At 62.5% G+C, this 16,127-nt stretch carries 14 protein-coding genes; 5 read left to right on the top strand and 9 right to left on the bottom strand.

The genetic code is table 11. The features are described from left to right. Positions 1-169: 169 nt before the first annotated feature. Both QOC89_RS25580 and gcvA read right to left on the bottom strand, forming a co-directional pair. Positions 170-964, bottom strand: coding sequence for a substrate-binding periplasmic protein (locus QOC89_RS25580; RefSeq protein ID WP_323047567.1), 795 nt, complete (start codon positions 962-964; stop codon positions 170-172). Between the two features lie 257 nt (positions 965-1,221). Further along, on the bottom strand, positions 1,222-2,151 hold the full coding sequence (gene gcvA / locus QOC89_RS25575) for a transcriptional regulator GcvA (RefSeq protein WP_323047566.1): 930 nt from the start codon (positions 2,149-2,151) through the stop codon (positions 1,222-1,224). Positions 2,152-2,270: 119 nt separating this feature from the next. On the opposite strand from gcvA, the gene QOC89_RS25570 reads away from it, so the two are divergent. Beyond that, positions 2,271-3,113 (top strand): DMT family transporter, encoded by an 843-nt coding sequence (locus tag QOC89_RS25570; RefSeq protein WP_323047565.1) that lies wholly within the window; start codon positions 2,271-2,273, stop codon positions 3,111-3,113. A gap of 143 nt (positions 3,114-3,256) precedes the next feature. On the opposite strand, the gene msrA is transcribed toward QOC89_RS25570, so the two are convergent. Then, positions 3,257-3,994: a peptide-methionine (S)-S-oxide reductase MsrA gene (gene msrA / locus QOC89_RS25565; protein WP_323047564.1), complete on the bottom strand. Its 738-nt coding sequence runs from the start codon at positions 3,992-3,994 to the stop codon at positions 3,257-3,259. A gap of 46 nt (positions 3,995-4,040) precedes the next feature. Then, on the bottom strand, positions 4,041-5,945 hold the full coding sequence (locus QOC89_RS25560; RefSeq protein WP_323047563.1) for a cytochrome c biogenesis protein DipZ: 1,905 nt from the start codon (positions 5,943-5,945) through the stop codon (positions 4,041-4,043). A 204-nt stretch (positions 5,946-6,149) separates the two neighbouring features. On the opposite strand from QOC89_RS25560, the gene QOC89_RS25555 reads away from it, so the two are divergent. Beyond that, the gene (locus tag QOC89_RS25555) at positions 6,150-6,908 is read left to right on the top strand and encodes a response regulator transcription factor (RefSeq protein WP_323047562.1); all 759 of its coding nucleotides are present in this window, start codon (positions 6,150-6,152) and stop codon (positions 6,906-6,908) included. After that, the gene (locus QOC89_RS25550) at positions 6,905-8,398 is read left to right on the top strand and encodes a HAMP domain-containing sensor histidine kinase (RefSeq protein ID WP_323047561.1); all 1,494 of its coding nucleotides are present in this window, start codon (positions 6,905-6,907) and stop codon (positions 8,396-8,398) included. The genes QOC89_RS25555 and QOC89_RS25550 overlap by 4 nt, the downstream gene beginning before the upstream one ends. Before the next feature lie 252 nt (positions 8,399-8,650). Here QOC89_RS25550 and QOC89_RS25545 read toward each other — a convergent pair whose 3' ends face one another. Then, positions 8,651-8,965, bottom strand: coding sequence for a helicase (locus tag QOC89_RS25545; RefSeq protein ID WP_323047560.1), 315 nt, complete (start codon positions 8,963-8,965; stop codon positions 8,651-8,653). A 141-nt stretch (positions 8,966-9,106) separates the two neighbouring features. Here QOC89_RS25545 and QOC89_RS25540 point away from each other — a divergent pair, with 141 nt between their 5' ends. Then, complete coding sequence (locus QOC89_RS25540) at positions 9,107-9,820, top strand: hypothetical protein (protein WP_416340470.1); 714 nt, start codon at positions 9,107-9,109, stop codon at positions 9,818-9,820. Positions 9,821-10,117: 297 nt separating this feature from the next. Next, a complete protein-coding gene (locus QOC89_RS25535; RefSeq protein ID WP_323047559.1) occupies positions 10,118-10,438 on the top strand; it encodes a pyrimidine/purine nucleoside phosphorylase in 321 nt (106 codons plus the stop codon). A 120-nt stretch (positions 10,439-10,558) separates the two neighbouring features. Here QOC89_RS25535 and QOC89_RS25530 read toward each other — a convergent pair whose 3' ends face one another. The 4 genes from QOC89_RS25530 to QOC89_RS25515 all read right to left on the bottom strand — a co-directional run bounded on the left by QOC89_RS25530 (position 10,559) and on the right by QOC89_RS25515 (position 15,601). Continuing rightward, positions 10,559-11,857 (bottom strand): L-fuconate dehydratase, encoded by a 1,299-nt coding sequence (locus QOC89_RS25530; RefSeq protein ID WP_323047558.1) that lies wholly within the window; start codon positions 11,855-11,857, stop codon positions 10,559-10,561. Between the two features lie 143 nt (positions 11,858-12,000). Then, on the bottom strand, positions 12,001-12,942 hold the full coding sequence (locus tag QOC89_RS25525; protein WP_323047568.1) for an ABC transporter substrate-binding protein: 942 nt from the start codon (positions 12,940-12,942) through the stop codon (positions 12,001-12,003). Positions 12,943-13,039: 97 nt separating this feature from the next. Then, the gene (locus QOC89_RS25520; protein ID WP_179738507.1) at positions 13,040-14,065 is read right to left on the bottom strand and encodes an ABC transporter permease; all 1,026 of its coding nucleotides are present in this window, start codon (positions 14,063-14,065) and stop codon (positions 13,040-13,042) included. Between the two features lie 24 nt (positions 14,066-14,089). Further along, positions 14,090-15,601 (bottom strand): sugar ABC transporter ATP-binding protein, encoded by a 1,512-nt coding sequence (locus QOC89_RS25515; protein ID WP_323047557.1) that lies wholly within the window; start codon positions 15,599-15,601, stop codon positions 14,090-14,092. Between the last annotated feature and the right edge of the window lie 526 nt (positions 15,602-16,127).

The raw sequence follows: 16,127 nt of genomic DNA, 5'->3' as shown, positions 1-16,127 counted from the left end.
TAGGTCGCCATACGCTGTTCGACCCGGCTGACCGCGTCGCCCAGCGAAAAGTCGAACTGGGTGAGCAATTCATGACGGGTGGCTTGCCGTTCGTGGTCCCAAAGTATCCATGTCACACTCAGCGCGGCGGATAAGACCAGTAACGGCACCAGGACAAGGCGCGGCCAGCTCACGGTGGCGTCTGGAAGTCGACCATCGAAGCCGCGAGGTCGGGTTTGAAATACTTCTCGAAGATCCGCCGCACGGTGCCGTCCGCGCGCATCTCATTCACCAGCGCGCGCCACTTTGCCCGCTCCGCCGCCGGCAACGCGCGCTTCGACATGATGAGGCCGTGCGGTACGGCGGGATCATTGAACTCGACGATCGTGGTCACGTCGCGGATTTTCTTTTCGTCGAGAACCGGATAGTCGAAGGGTTCGATGATCATGCCCTGGATGCGCCGCAGGATCAGTGCCTCATACAGCGGACCCAGGCCGCCCGCCTGGCTGACGCGATTCTCAGCCGACAGCGTGTCGACCAGCCGGTTGGCCGAGTCGCTATAACGGAAGCTGCGGATGACGCCGAGTTGAAACTGGTCGTTGTGCTCGAAATCGCGCAGCTGATGAATACCGGCATCCTTGCGCACCAGCAAGTAGTATTTGTCGCTGAAATACCAGGCGAAATCCGCGTACTGATTGCGCTCGTCGTTGGCAATGCCGGACAGGCTGAAATCCAGCGCGCCGGACTCGATCAGTTTCCAGATCCGCGCGCGCGACATAAGGCTGACCCTGACCTGGCAGCCGCTGCGGCGGATCAGTTCGTCGGCGAAATCCTTGTCGATTCCAGTGTCGGTGTCGACTGAATAGAGCAGCCCGTGATCGTGCAATGCGAGCGTAAACGAACGCGAACAATCGGGACCGGCCGCCATCGCCTTGCCAACAAAGCAGAGCGCAAGCAGCAAACCGCCAAGGCCATGTCGAATCACAATCTCTCCATTGTGAGAAGGTGGCTTGAATAGCACCTTCCATTAAGCTGACAGCCATCTGGACGCCTGATTTGCCTATCGCGGGCGTTGCGTCCCATTCCGTTCCGTGCGCTAACGACCTGCGACGCAGGACGGATTTTTTGGAAGCTGCCTAGCTTACACCTGAGCCCATGAATTATTGAAAACATTCAATTCACAAAAGCTCCTCACGTGTTATCGGCGGCACTCCGCAGATCTTGAGGGGCGATTGCGTTATTTCATTCAGGGCGTTCGCTCATCTGGCGCGCCATCTCCTTTTGCGAACCCATCCCTTCGCGCTCGAGCCATGAGCGGAACAGCACGACCAGATCATCCGCGGCCTTCTCATCGGGCACGTAGGTGCAATAGCTTCGCGACGGCAGACGGGGACCGGCGAACGGCGCAACGAGCCGGCCGGCAGCCAGATCGTCCGCTACCAGCGCGGTCGGTCCCATCGCAATGCCGATTCCGTCGATGGCCGCTTGCAACGTCAGATAGAAGTGATCGAAGGTCAGCGCGGCTGCGGGCCGGAGTGCGGCAATCCTTGCGCGCGCCAGCCAGTCCGGCCAGAGCCGCGGAAGGCTCGACGTGTGCAGCAACGTATGCTGACACAGATCTTCTGGATTCCGAAGCGGCCCGCGCTGCAACAGTGCGGGACTGCAAACCGGCAGCCTTTCCTCGGCCAGGAAAGGCCGCATCGCGTAGCCATAGAACGTGTCCGGACCACCGCGGATGACGATGCCGTAGCCATTTTTCAGACTCTCCACCGACTCGTTCGACGTCTCCACATTGACGTCCACGTCGGCGTGCTCGGCGCGGAATTTCGCCAGCCTCGGCACCAGCCAGCGCAACGTGAAGGTTGCGGGCGCATTCACCGACAGCGTCCGGGAGACCGTTTCGGGCAAGCCGTATCGCGCGGTGGCCTGCGAAAGCTGCCCGAACAAGGGGCCGATCTCCTTCAGGTACGCCCGCGCCGCCGCGGTGAGCACCACCCGCCGGTTGTGCCGTTCGAACAGCGGTGCGCCGAGCCACTCCTCGAGCAGGCGAACGTGCTGGCTCACCGCGCCGTGAGTCACGTGCAACTCGGCGGCGGCTTCCTTGAAGCTGCCGAGCCGGCCGGCGGCCTCGAAGGCACGCAACGCATTGAGCGGGGGCAATAGCCGTTTCATTCACGAGAGTTTATCTAACACGAGGATCCAATTTATCTGGTTTGTTGGCCGGTCACAAGCTAGATATCCTTTCTTAATGCCCGTACCCTTTTTTCGCACTCTTCCCACCAGGAATCCGCATGCTCAGTTACACCGGCGGTCTCGTCCTCTTTGCCGCTTTGCTCCATGCAACCTGGAACGCCATGTTGCACGGCAACGTTGACCGCTTTCTGTCCATGACCGTGATGAGCGTCGCCATCGCGGCAGTCTCCACGCTCGTCGTCCTGTTCACGCCATGGCCGGCCCACGCGGCCTGGCCGTACATCGTCGCTTCGGGGCTGGTGCATATCGTCTACAACATGAGCCTCGTGCGAGCCTATCGCCGCAGCGATCTGGCGCAGGCGTATCCGATCGCGCGCGGCTCGTCGCCGTTGCTCGTCACGCTCGGCGCGGCGTTCTTCGCGCATGAAGCGATCGGCCCCTTGCATGCGCTCGGGATCGCGATGATATCGGGCGGCATCATCGCGATCGCGCTGCAAGGCAGCCGTGTGTCGCGCGCCAGTGTGCTGGCCGCGTTGACGACCGGCGCGACGATCGCGCTCTATACCGTGATCGACGGCATCGGCGTGCGCTTATCCCACGGCGAAGCGCTCACCTATACCGCGTGGATGTTCCTGTTCTACTGGTTGATGCCGGTGCTGTTCGTCGCCAAGCGCGGGTTGGCCGCGCTGTGGACGCCGGTACGGGCCGCGCCCATGGCGGTCGGCTTGTCGCTCGCGGGCGGCCTCGTGTCGATCGCGGCATATGGCATCGTGATCTGGGCGATGCAGTCGGGCGCGATGGGCACGGTCTCGGCGTTGCGCGAGACCAGCGTGGTGTTCGCGGTGCTGATCGGACGGGTGTTTTTGCGGGAAGCGGTCAGCGCGAAACGCTGGGCCGCGTGCGTGGTCGTCGCGGCCGGGGCGGTGTGTTTGGGCCTTTGACCGTCAATCCACGATCCTCCAGAAACCGGCCGGCAAAAGCGCGTCCTCGCTCGCGGCTAACCAGCGCGCAGAGGTCGCCAGTCGATCTACGGCCCGGCACGCGGTGGCCGCACCACGCAACGTGCCCAGGCCTCCGCGAGAAACTAGACGCCCACTTTCAGCAACACCGGATCGTTGCGATACAGATCGGGGAACATGCGCTTTAAGCCGTTCACCTTCGGCAGATCGTTGATCGCGATATACGGGTAGTCAGGATGAAGCGCGAGGAAATTCTGGTGGTAGCTTTCCGCCGGATAGAAACCCTTGAAGTCTTCCACGCGGGTCACGATCGGCCCTGAAAACACGTGCGCTTTGTCGAGTTGCGCGATATACGATTGCGCGACGCTACGCTGCTGAGGATTGGCGGGAAAAATCGCCGAGCGGTATTGCGTGCCGTGATCGGGGCCCTGGTAATTCAACTCGGTGGGGTCATGCGCGACCGAGAAGAAAATCTGCAACAAGCGCCCGTAGGTGATCTGGGTCGGATCGTAAGTGATCTGCACCGACTCCGCGTGCCCCGTGTCGCCTTCGCTGACGGTTTCGTATTGCGCGGTACCGGCCGCACCGCCCGTGTAGCCCGAGGCGACCTGCTTCACGCCCCGCACGTGTTCGAATACGCCCTGCACACCCCAGAAGCAGCCGCCCGCGAATACGGCGGTTTCGCTATGCACCGTGCCGACCTGTTCGTCCTGGGCCGGCGGCGGAATCTTCACCGCCGCTTCCGCTGAATTCGCGATCCGCTGCGCGGCGAAGACGCTCGCCGCAATGGCGACGCAACCGGCGAGTCTGGTCCAGGCTGAACGCCTGTTCCGGGAACCCCGGCGAGTAGAAGTCGTGTCCATGATGTCAGTCCTTCAAAAGTGATTGATTCACGCCGCCCGGCTTGAATTAGCCGAACGTAAATGCATACGCTTGCACGCCAGGATCGAGGAATTCGATCGAGAACGTGTGATCCGCGACATCGCCGGTCTGCCGAACCAGCTGGTAAAGACGCTGTTCGGTCACCGTGCCGGTGCCGTCGGCGGCGACGTCGGTGCCGTGTGCCGCGCCCGGCGCCGCGCCGTCCACGCTGACACGGTAGCGAACCGGTTTGCCGTCCTTGCCGGGACCTAGCACGAGGTGCAGATCACGCGCATGAAAGCGATAGACGATGCGTCCGGACGCTGCCGCGAGCGTCGCGTGTTCGGCGCCCACGTTCCATGCGCCCGCGAGGCCCCAATCGTTGACGGCCGGTTGCGACGGCGCCGCGTAGGTGTGCACCTTGTCCTGCGCTTCGCCGCCAGGTGACGTGAAATTCTCCGCGCGCTCGTAGCCAATGTACGTTTCCGGCGACTGCATATCGGCGTTGTCGGCCGCGGCCTGCACGCCTTGCGCACTCGTGCCCGCAATGCCGAGCGCGATCTTCGACGCGCCTGCATGGCCCGCTTCAGCCAACAGTTGCTGAATCACCTTTTCCGATTCCGCATAGTCTCCCTCGCCGAAATGGTGATAGCGAATCTGCCCTTTGCCATCGACGAAATAGTGCGCCGGCCAGTACTGGTTGTTCAGCGCGCGCCAGATCGCGTAGTTGTTGTCGATCGCGACCGGATAGTCGATGCCGAGGTCGTGCGTGGCCTTCTTCACGTTGTCGATATTCCGTTCGAACGCGAATTCCGGCGCATGCACGCCGATCACGACCAGACCCTGGTCCTTGTACTTCTGCGCCCACGCTTTGACATACGGCAGCGAACGCAGGCAGTTGATGCACGAATAGGTCCAGAAATCGACCAGCACAACCTTGCCGCGCAGGTCCTGAACCGTCAGCGGAGGTGAATTCAGCCATTGGACTGCGCCGTTCAGCGTCGGCAGCACACCTTCGACGGGTAGCGGGGCCGCGCCGCCCGGTGCGGCTTGCGCGTCTTGTGCGGTGCGCATCATCGCGCCGGAGTCGGCGGAACCGCTTGTGCCGGTGGCGGGGTTGGCGGTCATCACCGCGTCGTTGCCGGCTGCGTTGGCGGCTGCATTGGCGGGTGCATTGGCCGACGCGTTGGCGTTATTACCCGCCACCACCGGATTGACAGGTGTCGAGCCGGGAGAAAATTTATCGACCAGTTTCTGTTCGATGCCGCCCGTGGCGACGGTCGAAATCCGCGTCAGCACGCCCGTATCGAGGCCCAACGCAATCGCCACCACGCCGCACAACATCGCCGCGCCGATCCCGCGGCGGATCCATTCGCCCGCGCCCAGCGAGCGCTTCATCGCCGTGAACAGCCGGCCGCCGATCAGCAACGCCACCGCGAGCGACGTCGCGGCCCCAGCCGCATACGCCACCAGCAACAACGTGGTGCCGACGCTCGCGCCGCGCAATGCCGCGCCAGTCAGCACCAGGCCGAGAATCGGACCGGCGCACGGCGCCCACAGCAAGCCGGTCGCGATGCCGAGCAGAAATGACGAACCGGGGCGGCCCTGCTGGCCGTCGGTCTGGGCGAAGTTCGACAGCCGATTACCCGCGCTCACCAGCGGGCGCATCAGATGATCCGCAAAGCGCGGAAACAGCAGCGACAGTCCGAACACGGCAAGCAACGCGATCGCGAGCCAGCGGCCATACTGGTTGGCCTGAGTGGCCCAGCCGCCGCCCACCGCGGCAAGCGTCGCGACGAGGGCGAAGGTCAGCGCCATGCCCGCGAGCAGCGGCAGCCCGCTACGCACGAAGGGTTGATCGGCGCGCGCGAAAACAAACGGCAGCACCGGCAGGATGCACGGACTGAGAATCGTCAGGGCGCCGCCGAGATAGGCAAGAACGATAAGTAACATGTCGGCTCCAGACATGAATGCAGGAATCTGCGGAAAGTGGCCACATGCTAAGGCGCGGGCGATGTCGAAGTCCTCACGAAAAGTTAAATTAAATGTGATAACTCGCCGCCCAAAAATTTTGCACAATGGCGCAACGGCCCGCTTTTGCGGGCGCCCTTGCTTTGCAGCGCCAAACCACGCCCTCACCACTGTCTAAAGCCCTCCATGGACCACTCGAAGCGCATCCTGATCGTCGAAGACGACATCGATATCGCCAACCTGCTGAGCCTTCATCTGCGCGACGAGCGTTACGAAGTCGTGCACAGCGCGGATGGCGATGAAGGGCTGCGTCTGCTGGAGCAAGGCAATTGGGACGCGCTGATCCTCGACCTGATGCTGCCCGGCGTCGACGGTCTGGAAATCTGCCGGCGCGCCCGCGCGATGACGCGCTATACCCCGATCATCATCACCAGCGCGCGTTCGAGCGAAGTGCACCGCATTCTCGGCCTCGAACTCGGCGCGGACGATTACCTCGCCAAACCGTTCTCGGTCCTGGAACTGGTGGCGCGCGTCAAGGCGTTGCTGCGGCGCGTCGAGGCCATGGCGAAAGACTCGCGCATCGACGCGGGCAGTCTGCGGATTGCCGGCCTGTCGATCGATCCGTTGACGCGCGAGGCGAGCGTCGACGGCAAAGCGATCGAACTGACGCCGCGTGAATTCGACCTGCTCTACTACTTCGCGCAGCATCCCGGCAAAGTGTTCTCGCGCATGGACCTGCTCAATGCCGTGTGGGGCTATCGGCACGAGGGTTATGAACATACCGTCAACACCCATATCAACCGCCTGCGCGCCAAGATCGAGGCCGATCCGGCCCAGCCCGAGCGGATCCTGACGGTCTGGGGGCGCGGCTACAAACTGGCCGTGCCGGGCGGCATGTCAGGCGACGGCCCGGCGTCGAGCCATGCACCTCGGGACACGCCGTGACGCTGACACTGACCCAGCGGCTCTCGCTCGTTTTCTCCGCGCTGCTGCTGGCGTGCTGCGGCGCGTCCGCATGGCTGCAGATCCGCTCGAGCGACCTGCACGAAAAGGAAGTCGTGCAAAGCCTGTCGCGCAGCCTCGCCGACCATATCGCGCACCGCACGACCCTGATGGATGCGAACGGCGTGCGGCCTGACGCGGTGCGCCAACTGTTCGGCCAGTTGATGATGGTGAATCCGAGCGTCGAGGTGTATCTGCTGGACAACCAGGGGCGCATCGAGGGCGACGACGCCCCCGCGGGCCACGTCAAGCGCGCGCAGGTGGATCTCGCGCCGGTCCGGCAATTCATCGCGGGCGATGCGTTGCCGATTCTCGGCGACGACCCGCGCAGCGTCGACGGCAAAAAGGTGTTCAGCGCCGCACCGCTGCAACTGAGCGGCCAGCAACCCTCCGGCTATATCTATGTCGTGCTGCTCGGCGAGGAGCATGACGCGCTCGCCGCACGCGTAGCCGCCAGTTCCGTGCTGCGCACCACGCTGTGGTCGATGGCGCTGGTCGCGCTACTCGGTTTGCTCGCGGGCTTGACGGCTTTCGGCCTGATCACGCGGCCGCTGCGCCGCCTGACCGACGCCATGCGCCGTTTCGACGCCGACGGCGAACCGGACATCCAGCCGGCCGTGCCGCGTTCGGCGCCGACCGGACAGCGCGACGAAATCGCCGTGCTCGAAACCACCTTCGCGCAAATGGCGAACCGCATCGGCGAGCAGTGGCGTGCGCTGACAAGACAGGATCAGCAACGGCGCGAGCTGATCGCCAATATTTCGCACGACCTGCGCACCCCGCTCACGTCGCTGCACGGCTATCTGGAGACGCTGTCGCTGAAGGCCGACACGCTCGGCGAAACGGAACGCAAACGCTATCTGGCGATTGCGCTGGCACAGAGCGTCAAGGTCGGGCGGCTCGCGCAGTCGCTATTCGAACTGGCCCGGCTCGAACACGGCAACGTGCAACCCGCGCTCGAACAGTTCTCGCTGGTCGATCTGGTGCAGGACATTTTTCAGAAGTTCGAGTTACCGGCCGAGGCGCGGCACATTCAGCTGCGAGCGGAAATTCCCCCGCGCCTGCCGGCCGTCAACGCTGATCTGGGGATGATCGAGCGGGTGCTGACCAATCTGCTCGACAACGCGATTCGCCATACCCCCGCCGGCGGCGTGATCGACGTGGAACTCGCGCACAAGGACGGCACGGTCTCGGTCACCGTGAGCGACACCGGGTCCGGCATTTCAGCGCAACAGCGCGAGGGGTTGTTCGAACGCCCGTTCAGCTCGGGTGGCGCGCATCGCGGCGGCGGACTTGGCTTGCTGATCGTGCAGCGCATGCTGCAGTTGCATCACAGCCAGATCCGTCTGATCGAGCGGGCGGGACCGGGCACGACGTTCCGCTTCGATCTGCCGACAAGCGAGAAATCGACGGCGGGCGGCATCCCGCTGTGACTTCATCGCACGGCCGCGCGCATCGACTCGATGCATGTGGCTGCTTCCCACCGCCTGCTGCGCTGCGCGTTCCATCCATTCCCTCCAGCTATATCCGCTTGAACATAACGAGCGAGCGGTCTCAAGTCCACGCCGCGCAGCAGCTTACTGTGCGTCATAAAGACGACAACTCGCTGTAAATTGGTTTACGGAACGATAACGGCTCGATATATTCCGCAAAACATAACCGGGATTAAAGACCGGGGCTGCTGTTTACGCCTCTTTCAACCAGGGCATTTCGACCGGCGACACCACCAGATGCCGGGACTCCCGTTTCAGTTCGAAGATGAACCCGACGAGGATCATCGAGTCGGCATACGGGATAGGAAATACGTGAGGATTTTCCGCGCCGCGCAGTGGGTGAGCCGGTGTATCCGCCGTGGTCGCGGCGTTCGCGCGGACGCTTTCGAGTTCGTCGGCCATGGCCTGCCCACTGACCTTCAGGACGCGGCTACGCAATTCGCTAAACGGTTCGATGCGCGCCCCGTCTTCGTTGTATTCGGGCACTTCGTAGATGAACCAGGACATTTGCGTCTCCAGGAAAAGGGAAGCTATTTTAGCAGTGGGCCAACGGCGATCTCATATCCACGTGCCGAGGCGCTTCCCCCGGAGTCGTTACAATGGCCCGATGATTCGCCCTTCAACCGCATCAACAGCAAACCGCATCGCGTGCAAGACATCCTGACCTGCCATTTCCACAGTGGCGACGCCATCCGCAGTCGGCGCGTGAGCGACATCGTGCGATCAGGCACGCTCGACGTGCCCGCGCCCTCCGCACGTCTGCTCGCGGATTGGGAACGGGAGACGTCGTTGCACATGGTCCTCGATCCGGGTGACGTCGAAGTCATGCCTTTGGCGCGCGCCCGGGTGCGCTGGCCGGACTACACACGCTGCGTGCAGGCCATGTCCGACTGGACGTCAGCGCTCGGATTGCCCGGCGTGCTTGCCGACAGTGACGTCGCCCTCATGGCCTGCCGCGGCGCGAGGTACCACCATGACGGTGCGCAATACGGCGATTCGGCCTTTTGCAATCTCTTCATGAGCGAGGACAAGGGGCTCGATTTGCATTTTCCCTCCACGGGCCAGCGCATTCCTTTAACCCGGGGAACCGCGGTGGTATTCGATACCGGCCAGCCTCATGGCGTCATTCAACGCGGTAGCAGCGGTTTCAATGCAGCCGACTTCGCGTCCGCTCAGGATTACGTCCAGATATTCCTGACCTGGGAGCTGCCGATCGAAAACGCGCATGTGGCACGCGCACTCAACGTTGCGTTTGACATCGCCCCTCCGGCCTCGTCGCAAGCGGATGAAGCGCAAGTCTTGCTGAATGGCGAACGGGTCATTGTGTGTCCGGATTCCGGTCGTTGGCGTCCGGTCGACTAAACGTCCGTTCCCACACCGTGATGAGGTTGTGCCGGCAGCACGGACAAGCTCACGCTCAACGCGATATACGCATGCAACGAGCGCTGCTGCACCGGGAACCGCGCGCTGCCGGATGTCATTCGAGACCGGCTGCCCAAGACCACCGCGTCGCACCGCCGGCCGCCTGTATGATGACGGACTGGCGCTCGACCGAAAGCGCGCACAGGCGGCCCCCGCGCAGATCGCGCATCGCCTGCCGCCCGCTGCCGCCTCGCGGCGCCAATGCATCCATTCACGATGACTCAAAGGAAGACCGCCATGACGGCCGCAACGCAATTCGATCAGGTTTCCGTTATCAAACGCGCCAACGTCTACTTCGAAGGCAAGTGTGTCTCGCACACCGTGCTGTTCGCCGACGGCACCCGCAAGACGCTCGGCGTGATCCTGCCCGGCACGCTCAACTTCGGCACCGACGCGCCGGAACTCATGGAGGTGCAAGCGGGCCAATGCCGCATCCGCCTCGAAGGCAGTGACGAGTGGAAGACGTATGGCGCGGGCGAGTCGTTTTCGGTACCCGGCAAGAGCCGCTTCGATATCGACGTGATCGAAACACTCGACTACGTCTGCAGCTATCTGTAAATGTAAAGGCAGACGGGCGCATGGCGCCCGTCGTGCCTCTGACCGGACGCGCCTGCTAGTGGCGCGTTCTGATTGCCCCTTCGCATGCGCACCTGAAACACCATCCCCGCGCGTGTTATCTCAGCGCCGCCAGCCCGCGCCCTCAGGAAAGTCATACTGATCGAGCGACGCCGCGTGCATTTCGATGCTATAGCCGGGACGTTGCGGCGGCATGTAATGGCCGTTGCGAATCACCACGGGATCGACGAAATGCTCGTGCAGATGATCCACGTATTCAAGCACCCGATTTTCCAGCGACGCCGACACGCAGATATAGTCGAACAGTGAAATATGCTGGACGTACTCGCACAAACCGACACCACCCGCGTGCGGGCACACGGGCACGCCGAACTTGGCCGCCATCAGCAGGACGACGATCACCTCGTTCAGACCGCCCAGGCGGCAGCTATCGATCTGACAGAAGTCGATCGCATGCGCCTGCAGCAACTGCTTGAACATCACCCGGTTCTGACAGTGTTCGCCCGTTGCCACGCCGATTGGCCTGATTCGCTCACGGATGGCCGCGTGGCCGAGAATGTCGTCGGGACTCGTGGGTTCCTCGATCCACCACGGATCGAATTCCGCCAGACGCCGCATGTTCGCGACCGCTTCATCGACGTCCCACACCTGGTTCGCATCCATCATCAGCTTCAGGTTTTCGCCGATTTCCTCGCGCAGAATGCGGGCTCGGCGCATGTCTTCCTCGAGATTGCCGCCCACCTTCTGCTTGAAGTGCGTCCAGCCCTGCGCGACACCTTCGCGTGCGAGCCGGCGGATCTTGTCGTCGTCGTAGCCGAGCCAGCCGGCCGAGGTCGTGTAGGCCGGATAGCCGTGCGCGAGCATTTCCGTTTCGCGCTCGCCGCGGGTCCTCGCATGCCGATGCAGCATGGCGATGGCTTCCTGCGGCGTGATCGCATCGGTCACGTAGCGGAAGTCGAGACAACGCACGAGTGCTTCAGGGCTCATATCGACAAGCAGCTTCCACACCGGCTTGCCTTCCGCTTTTGCCCACAGATCCCAGGCGGCATTCACCACCGCCGCCGTCGCCAGATGAATGGCGCCCTTGTCCGGGCCGATCCAGCGCAACTGGCTGTCCGAGGTCAGTGCGCGCCAGAAAGCGCCCATGTTCGCGGCGATATCCTCCAGCGTTTTGCCGACGACGAGCGGCGCCAGCGCCTGTACCGCGGTCACGCAGATTTCGTTGCCGCGCCCGATGGTGAAGGTCAGGCCATGACCGGTGAGCGCGTCCGGCGAATCGGTTTCGAGCGTCACGTAGGTGGCGGAATAATCCGGCGCGGCGTTCATCGCGTCCGAGCCGTCGAGTGAACGCGAAGTCGGAAACCGGATGTCCCGGACGGACAGCTTGGTGATCGTGACCATCTGAGCACTCTCCCCTATGAGGTTGATCGACTTGCGCCTATGCGCCACGCCACGCGAGCGGTGGCCTTGGAAGACGCTTCCGCACCGGCTACCGCCGCGGAAGCGCCGCACCCACCCTCTCCGTCGCGCCCTTGCTTTAACGGTCAGTCATAGAGCACGGCGGCGATCTTGGGATCGGTCATATTGCTCTTGTCGTACCAGTAGAAGCCCGTGTCGACTTTCTTGGGCAGCTTCTCGCCCTTGAGCGCTTTCACCGCGGAGTCGACCACGCACTTGCCGATGCCGATCGGGTTCTGCGTGATAGCTCCGTACATCAAGCCCGAATTGATGTCGTCCTTCTGCTCCTTGCCCGAGTCGTAACCAATCAGAACGAGCTTCTTGCCCGATTCCTTGACGCCGATCGCAGCACCTTCCGCCGAGCCTTCATTCGAGCCGAAAATGCCCTTGAGGTTGGGGTTGGCCTGGATCATCGTCTTGGCGATTTCCGCCGACTTCAAATGGTCGCCGCCGCCATACTGGACCGAGACGATCTTGATGTTGGGGTGCTTCGCCTTCATCTCATTCAGGAAGCCGTCGCGGCGATCGACGCCGGTGCGGCTGGTCTGGTCGTGCACGATCAGACCGACTTCACCGGCATTGCCGATGGCGGTGGCCATCTTGTCGGCGGCGAGTGAGGCCGCGGCAAGGTTGTCGGTTGCGCAGGTGGTGAGCGGAATGTCGCTGTCCACGCCCGAGTCGAACGCGATGACCGGTATCTTGGCGGTCTGCGCCCGCTTCAACAGCGGAATGGCCGCCTTGCTGTCGAGCGCCGCGATGCCGAGCGCCTGAGGCTTCTTGGCGAGCGCGGCCGAGAGCATGTCGATCTGCTTGTCGACCATGGCCTCGGTTTCCGGACCCTCGAAGGTGATTCTGACGCTGTGCTCCTTGGCCGACTGTTCCGCGCCGGTTTTGACGGCCTGCCAGAACTGGTGCTGGAAGCCTTTTGAAATAAGCGGGATGTAGGTTTCGTCCGCGCGCACCAGGCTCGTGCCGCCAATGAGCGCGCCAACGCCGACCACAACACCGATTAGTCTTCTTTTCAACATGGTGTTTCTCCTCCTAAGATGGGCTTCAGCCTTCAGCCCGTTGTGGGAGCCTTGGCGCCCCCTTTCTTTGATCCGGTTGCGCGCCACGTCAGCTGCGTCAGCTTTTCCTGCGCCGCAAAATATCCGCATAGACTGCAAGAATGATGATGAGGCCGGTCACCACGATCTGCCATTCCTGCGCAACCGACATGATGCGCAGGCCGTTGGTCAGCACGCTCATGATGAACGCGCCGATGATCGTGCCGAGTATCGTGCCCGAACCGCCGCTGAGCGAAGTCCCGCCGATCACCACGGCGGCGATCGCTTCGAGTTCGTAGCCCTGGCCTAACGCCGGCTGCGCCGAATTCAGGCGCGAGGCAATCAGCAAACCGGCGACGCCGCAAATCGCGCCGCCCAACGCGTAAATGGCGATCTTCCACGCGTCGACATTTACGCCGGACAGGCGCACGGCTTCTTCATTGCTGCCCAGCGCAAAGGTATAACGGCCAAGCGCGGTGCGATTCAGTGTGATCGAACTCACGACCGCAAGGAAAAACAGAATCAGGACCGCATTCGGAATCGGCAGGCTCGGCAGGAAATAGCCGATCAGCGAATCCTGGGAAATCATGTAGAAGTTTTCGGTGTCGGTGAAGTAGATCGGTTTGTCGGCCGAGACGACCAGCGAAAGACCCTTCAGCAACATCATCATGCCCAGGGTGGCAATGAACGGCGGTATTTTCATTTTCGCCGTGAGGGTGCCCGACACGGTCCCGCAGATCGCGCCCGTGCCGATCGCAGCCACCACGCCGGCCCACATCGGCAAATGCCAGTAGGTCAGAAACACACCGCAAATGACCGCCGTGAAGGTCATCAAGGTACCGACGGACAAATCGATGCCGCCGGTGATGATCACGAACGTACAGGCAATCGCCAGCACACCGTTGACCGCCGTCGCCTGCAGAATCCCGAGCATGTTGTCCATCTGCATGAACGAGGGAGACGCGAAGCTGAAGAAAACCAGCAGCAGGATCAGGCTCCCGAAGGCGAGCAGCTTTTGCAGCGCGGTCGGCGAGAAGACACGGGCTCGCAGGCCGAACAAACGTCCCTGCTTGGCTAGCGCCGAAGTGTCCGATGGCTGAGTCATAAATTGGGCCTCTCCTCTCGAAGCTCAGGCTGCTTTTAAGGTTTCGCGTTGCGTCGCCAACTGCATGATGCGCTCCTGGGTCGCCTCATTGGCGGAGAGTTCGCCCGTAATGCGGCCCTCGCACATCACGACAATGCGATCGCTCATGCGCAGGATTTCCGGCAATTCCGACGAGATCATCACGATCGCCTTGCCCTGCTCGGCGAGCGCGCGCAGCAACTTGTAGATCTCGCTCTTGGCGCCGACGTCGATACCGCGCGTCGGCTCGTCGAAGAAGAGCACGTCGCAGTCGCGTTCGAGCCATTTCGCAATCACGATTTTCTGCTGATTACCGCCTGAAAGAAGCCGCACCTCCTGCGTCGCGGAGGGCGTGCGAATGGCGAGCAGATTGATGAAATGAGAGGCTGTGCGCCGTATCTGGGCGCGGCGCAAGAAAATCTTGAACGACAGGAATTTGCGCAAGTTGGACATGACGATATTCGATTCGACGTCCATTCCCGTCGCAAGGCCGTAGCGCTTGCGGTCTTCCGACAGATAGCCGATCCCGCGTGCCACTGCATCGCTCGGCGTCCTGATCATCGCCTTCATGCCTTTCACAACGATTTCACCCGATTCGACCGGATCGGCGCCGAACACGGCTCGCGCGACTTCGGTGCGGCCGGCGCCCATCAAGCCGGCGAAGCCCAATATCTCGCCTTTGCGCAGCGTGAAACTGACGTCTTTGACCAGCGGGCCGGCGTTCAGATGATTGACTTCGAGCGCGATCTCGCCTTGGCCCGCGACGCTTCGGGAAGGCGCGGCGTCCGTCAAGCTTCGCCCCACCATCATGCCGATGATCGCCTCGACGCTGGTGTCGCCGGCGGTGACGGTGGCCACATATTCGCCGTCACGCAACACGGTGACGCGGTCGGCGATCTGCTTCAACTCATCCATCTTGTGCGAGATATAGATGATGCCCACGCCGCGGCTTTTCAGCTCGCGGATGATGCGGAAGAGCTCGGCGATTTCGGCGTCGTTGAGCGCCGAGGTGGGCTCGTCCATGATCAGCACGCGCGAATCGAAGGACAAGGCTTTGGCGATCTCCACCATTTGCTGGCTGGCGACGGTGAGGGTGCTGACAATCGCGCGCGGGTCGAGGTTCACATGCATGCGGGCGAGAACGTCGCGGGCTTGCGCGTTGAGCTGGTCTTCGTCGAGGAACAGGCCGAGGCGTCCGCGCGGCTCGCGGCCGATGAACATGTTCTGGGCGACCGTCAGATGGTTCATCAGTTGGAGTTCCTGATGAATGATGCAGACGCCCACGGCTTGCGCTTCGCGCGGGCTTGAGAATTCGACCGGCTGGCCGTCGTAGAGGAATTCGCCTGAGTCCCGGGTGTATACGCCGGCCAGGATTTTCATTAGGGTCGACTTGCCGGCGCCGTTTTCGCCCATCAGGGCGTGGACTTCGCCCGTCACCAGGTCGAATTGGATTTCGTGGAGCGCCCGGACGCCGGGGAAGCTCTTGTTGAGTTTTTTGACGGAGATGAGGGGGGTCATGGGGTGGCGAATCTGCGGGCGACGGTTCCGCAGGCGCCGCTGGCCTCAGGGCGAGGAGCGGACCCGACGGCCGGTGGACGGCGATGCGGTCGGCTCTGCCGCAAGCGCAGTGGGCTTTGCCAGAAGCAGCAGGTTGAATCGTGATGAGCAGCCAGACGCATTGCCTGGGACCCCCAAATCGATGTGCCACGATTTTACGCCGCGCGGTAGTGGGGGTTCTATTAGGCTATTACCTGATGTAGAGGCTTGGTGCCTGCGGCGGGGTAGGTTTTTGTCTTTTGTCTGTGCGGGGCTTGTCTGTCTGTCTGTCTGTCTGTCTGTCTGTCTGTCTGTCTGCCCGCGGCGTTGGCCTCTCCTTGCTTTGTTATCGGTCTATTAGCGTCGCCCCTGTGCGGGGCGGGCACTTACTTTCTTTGCCGCGGCAAAGAAAGATAAGCAAAGAAAGCCGCTCACACCGCCAGCTCATAAGCGGGTCCCACGCACAGTCGCGGTAGTGGTGCATCTGGAATCTGTGCTCTCGCACATT

Origin of the sequence: Paraburkholderia sp. (assembly GCF_034668105.1) — a bacterium.
Taxonomy (GTDB): Bacteria; Pseudomonadota; Gammaproteobacteria; order Burkholderiales; family Burkholderiaceae; genus Paraburkholderia.
This window is presented reverse-complemented; position numbering and strand designations above follow the sequence as displayed.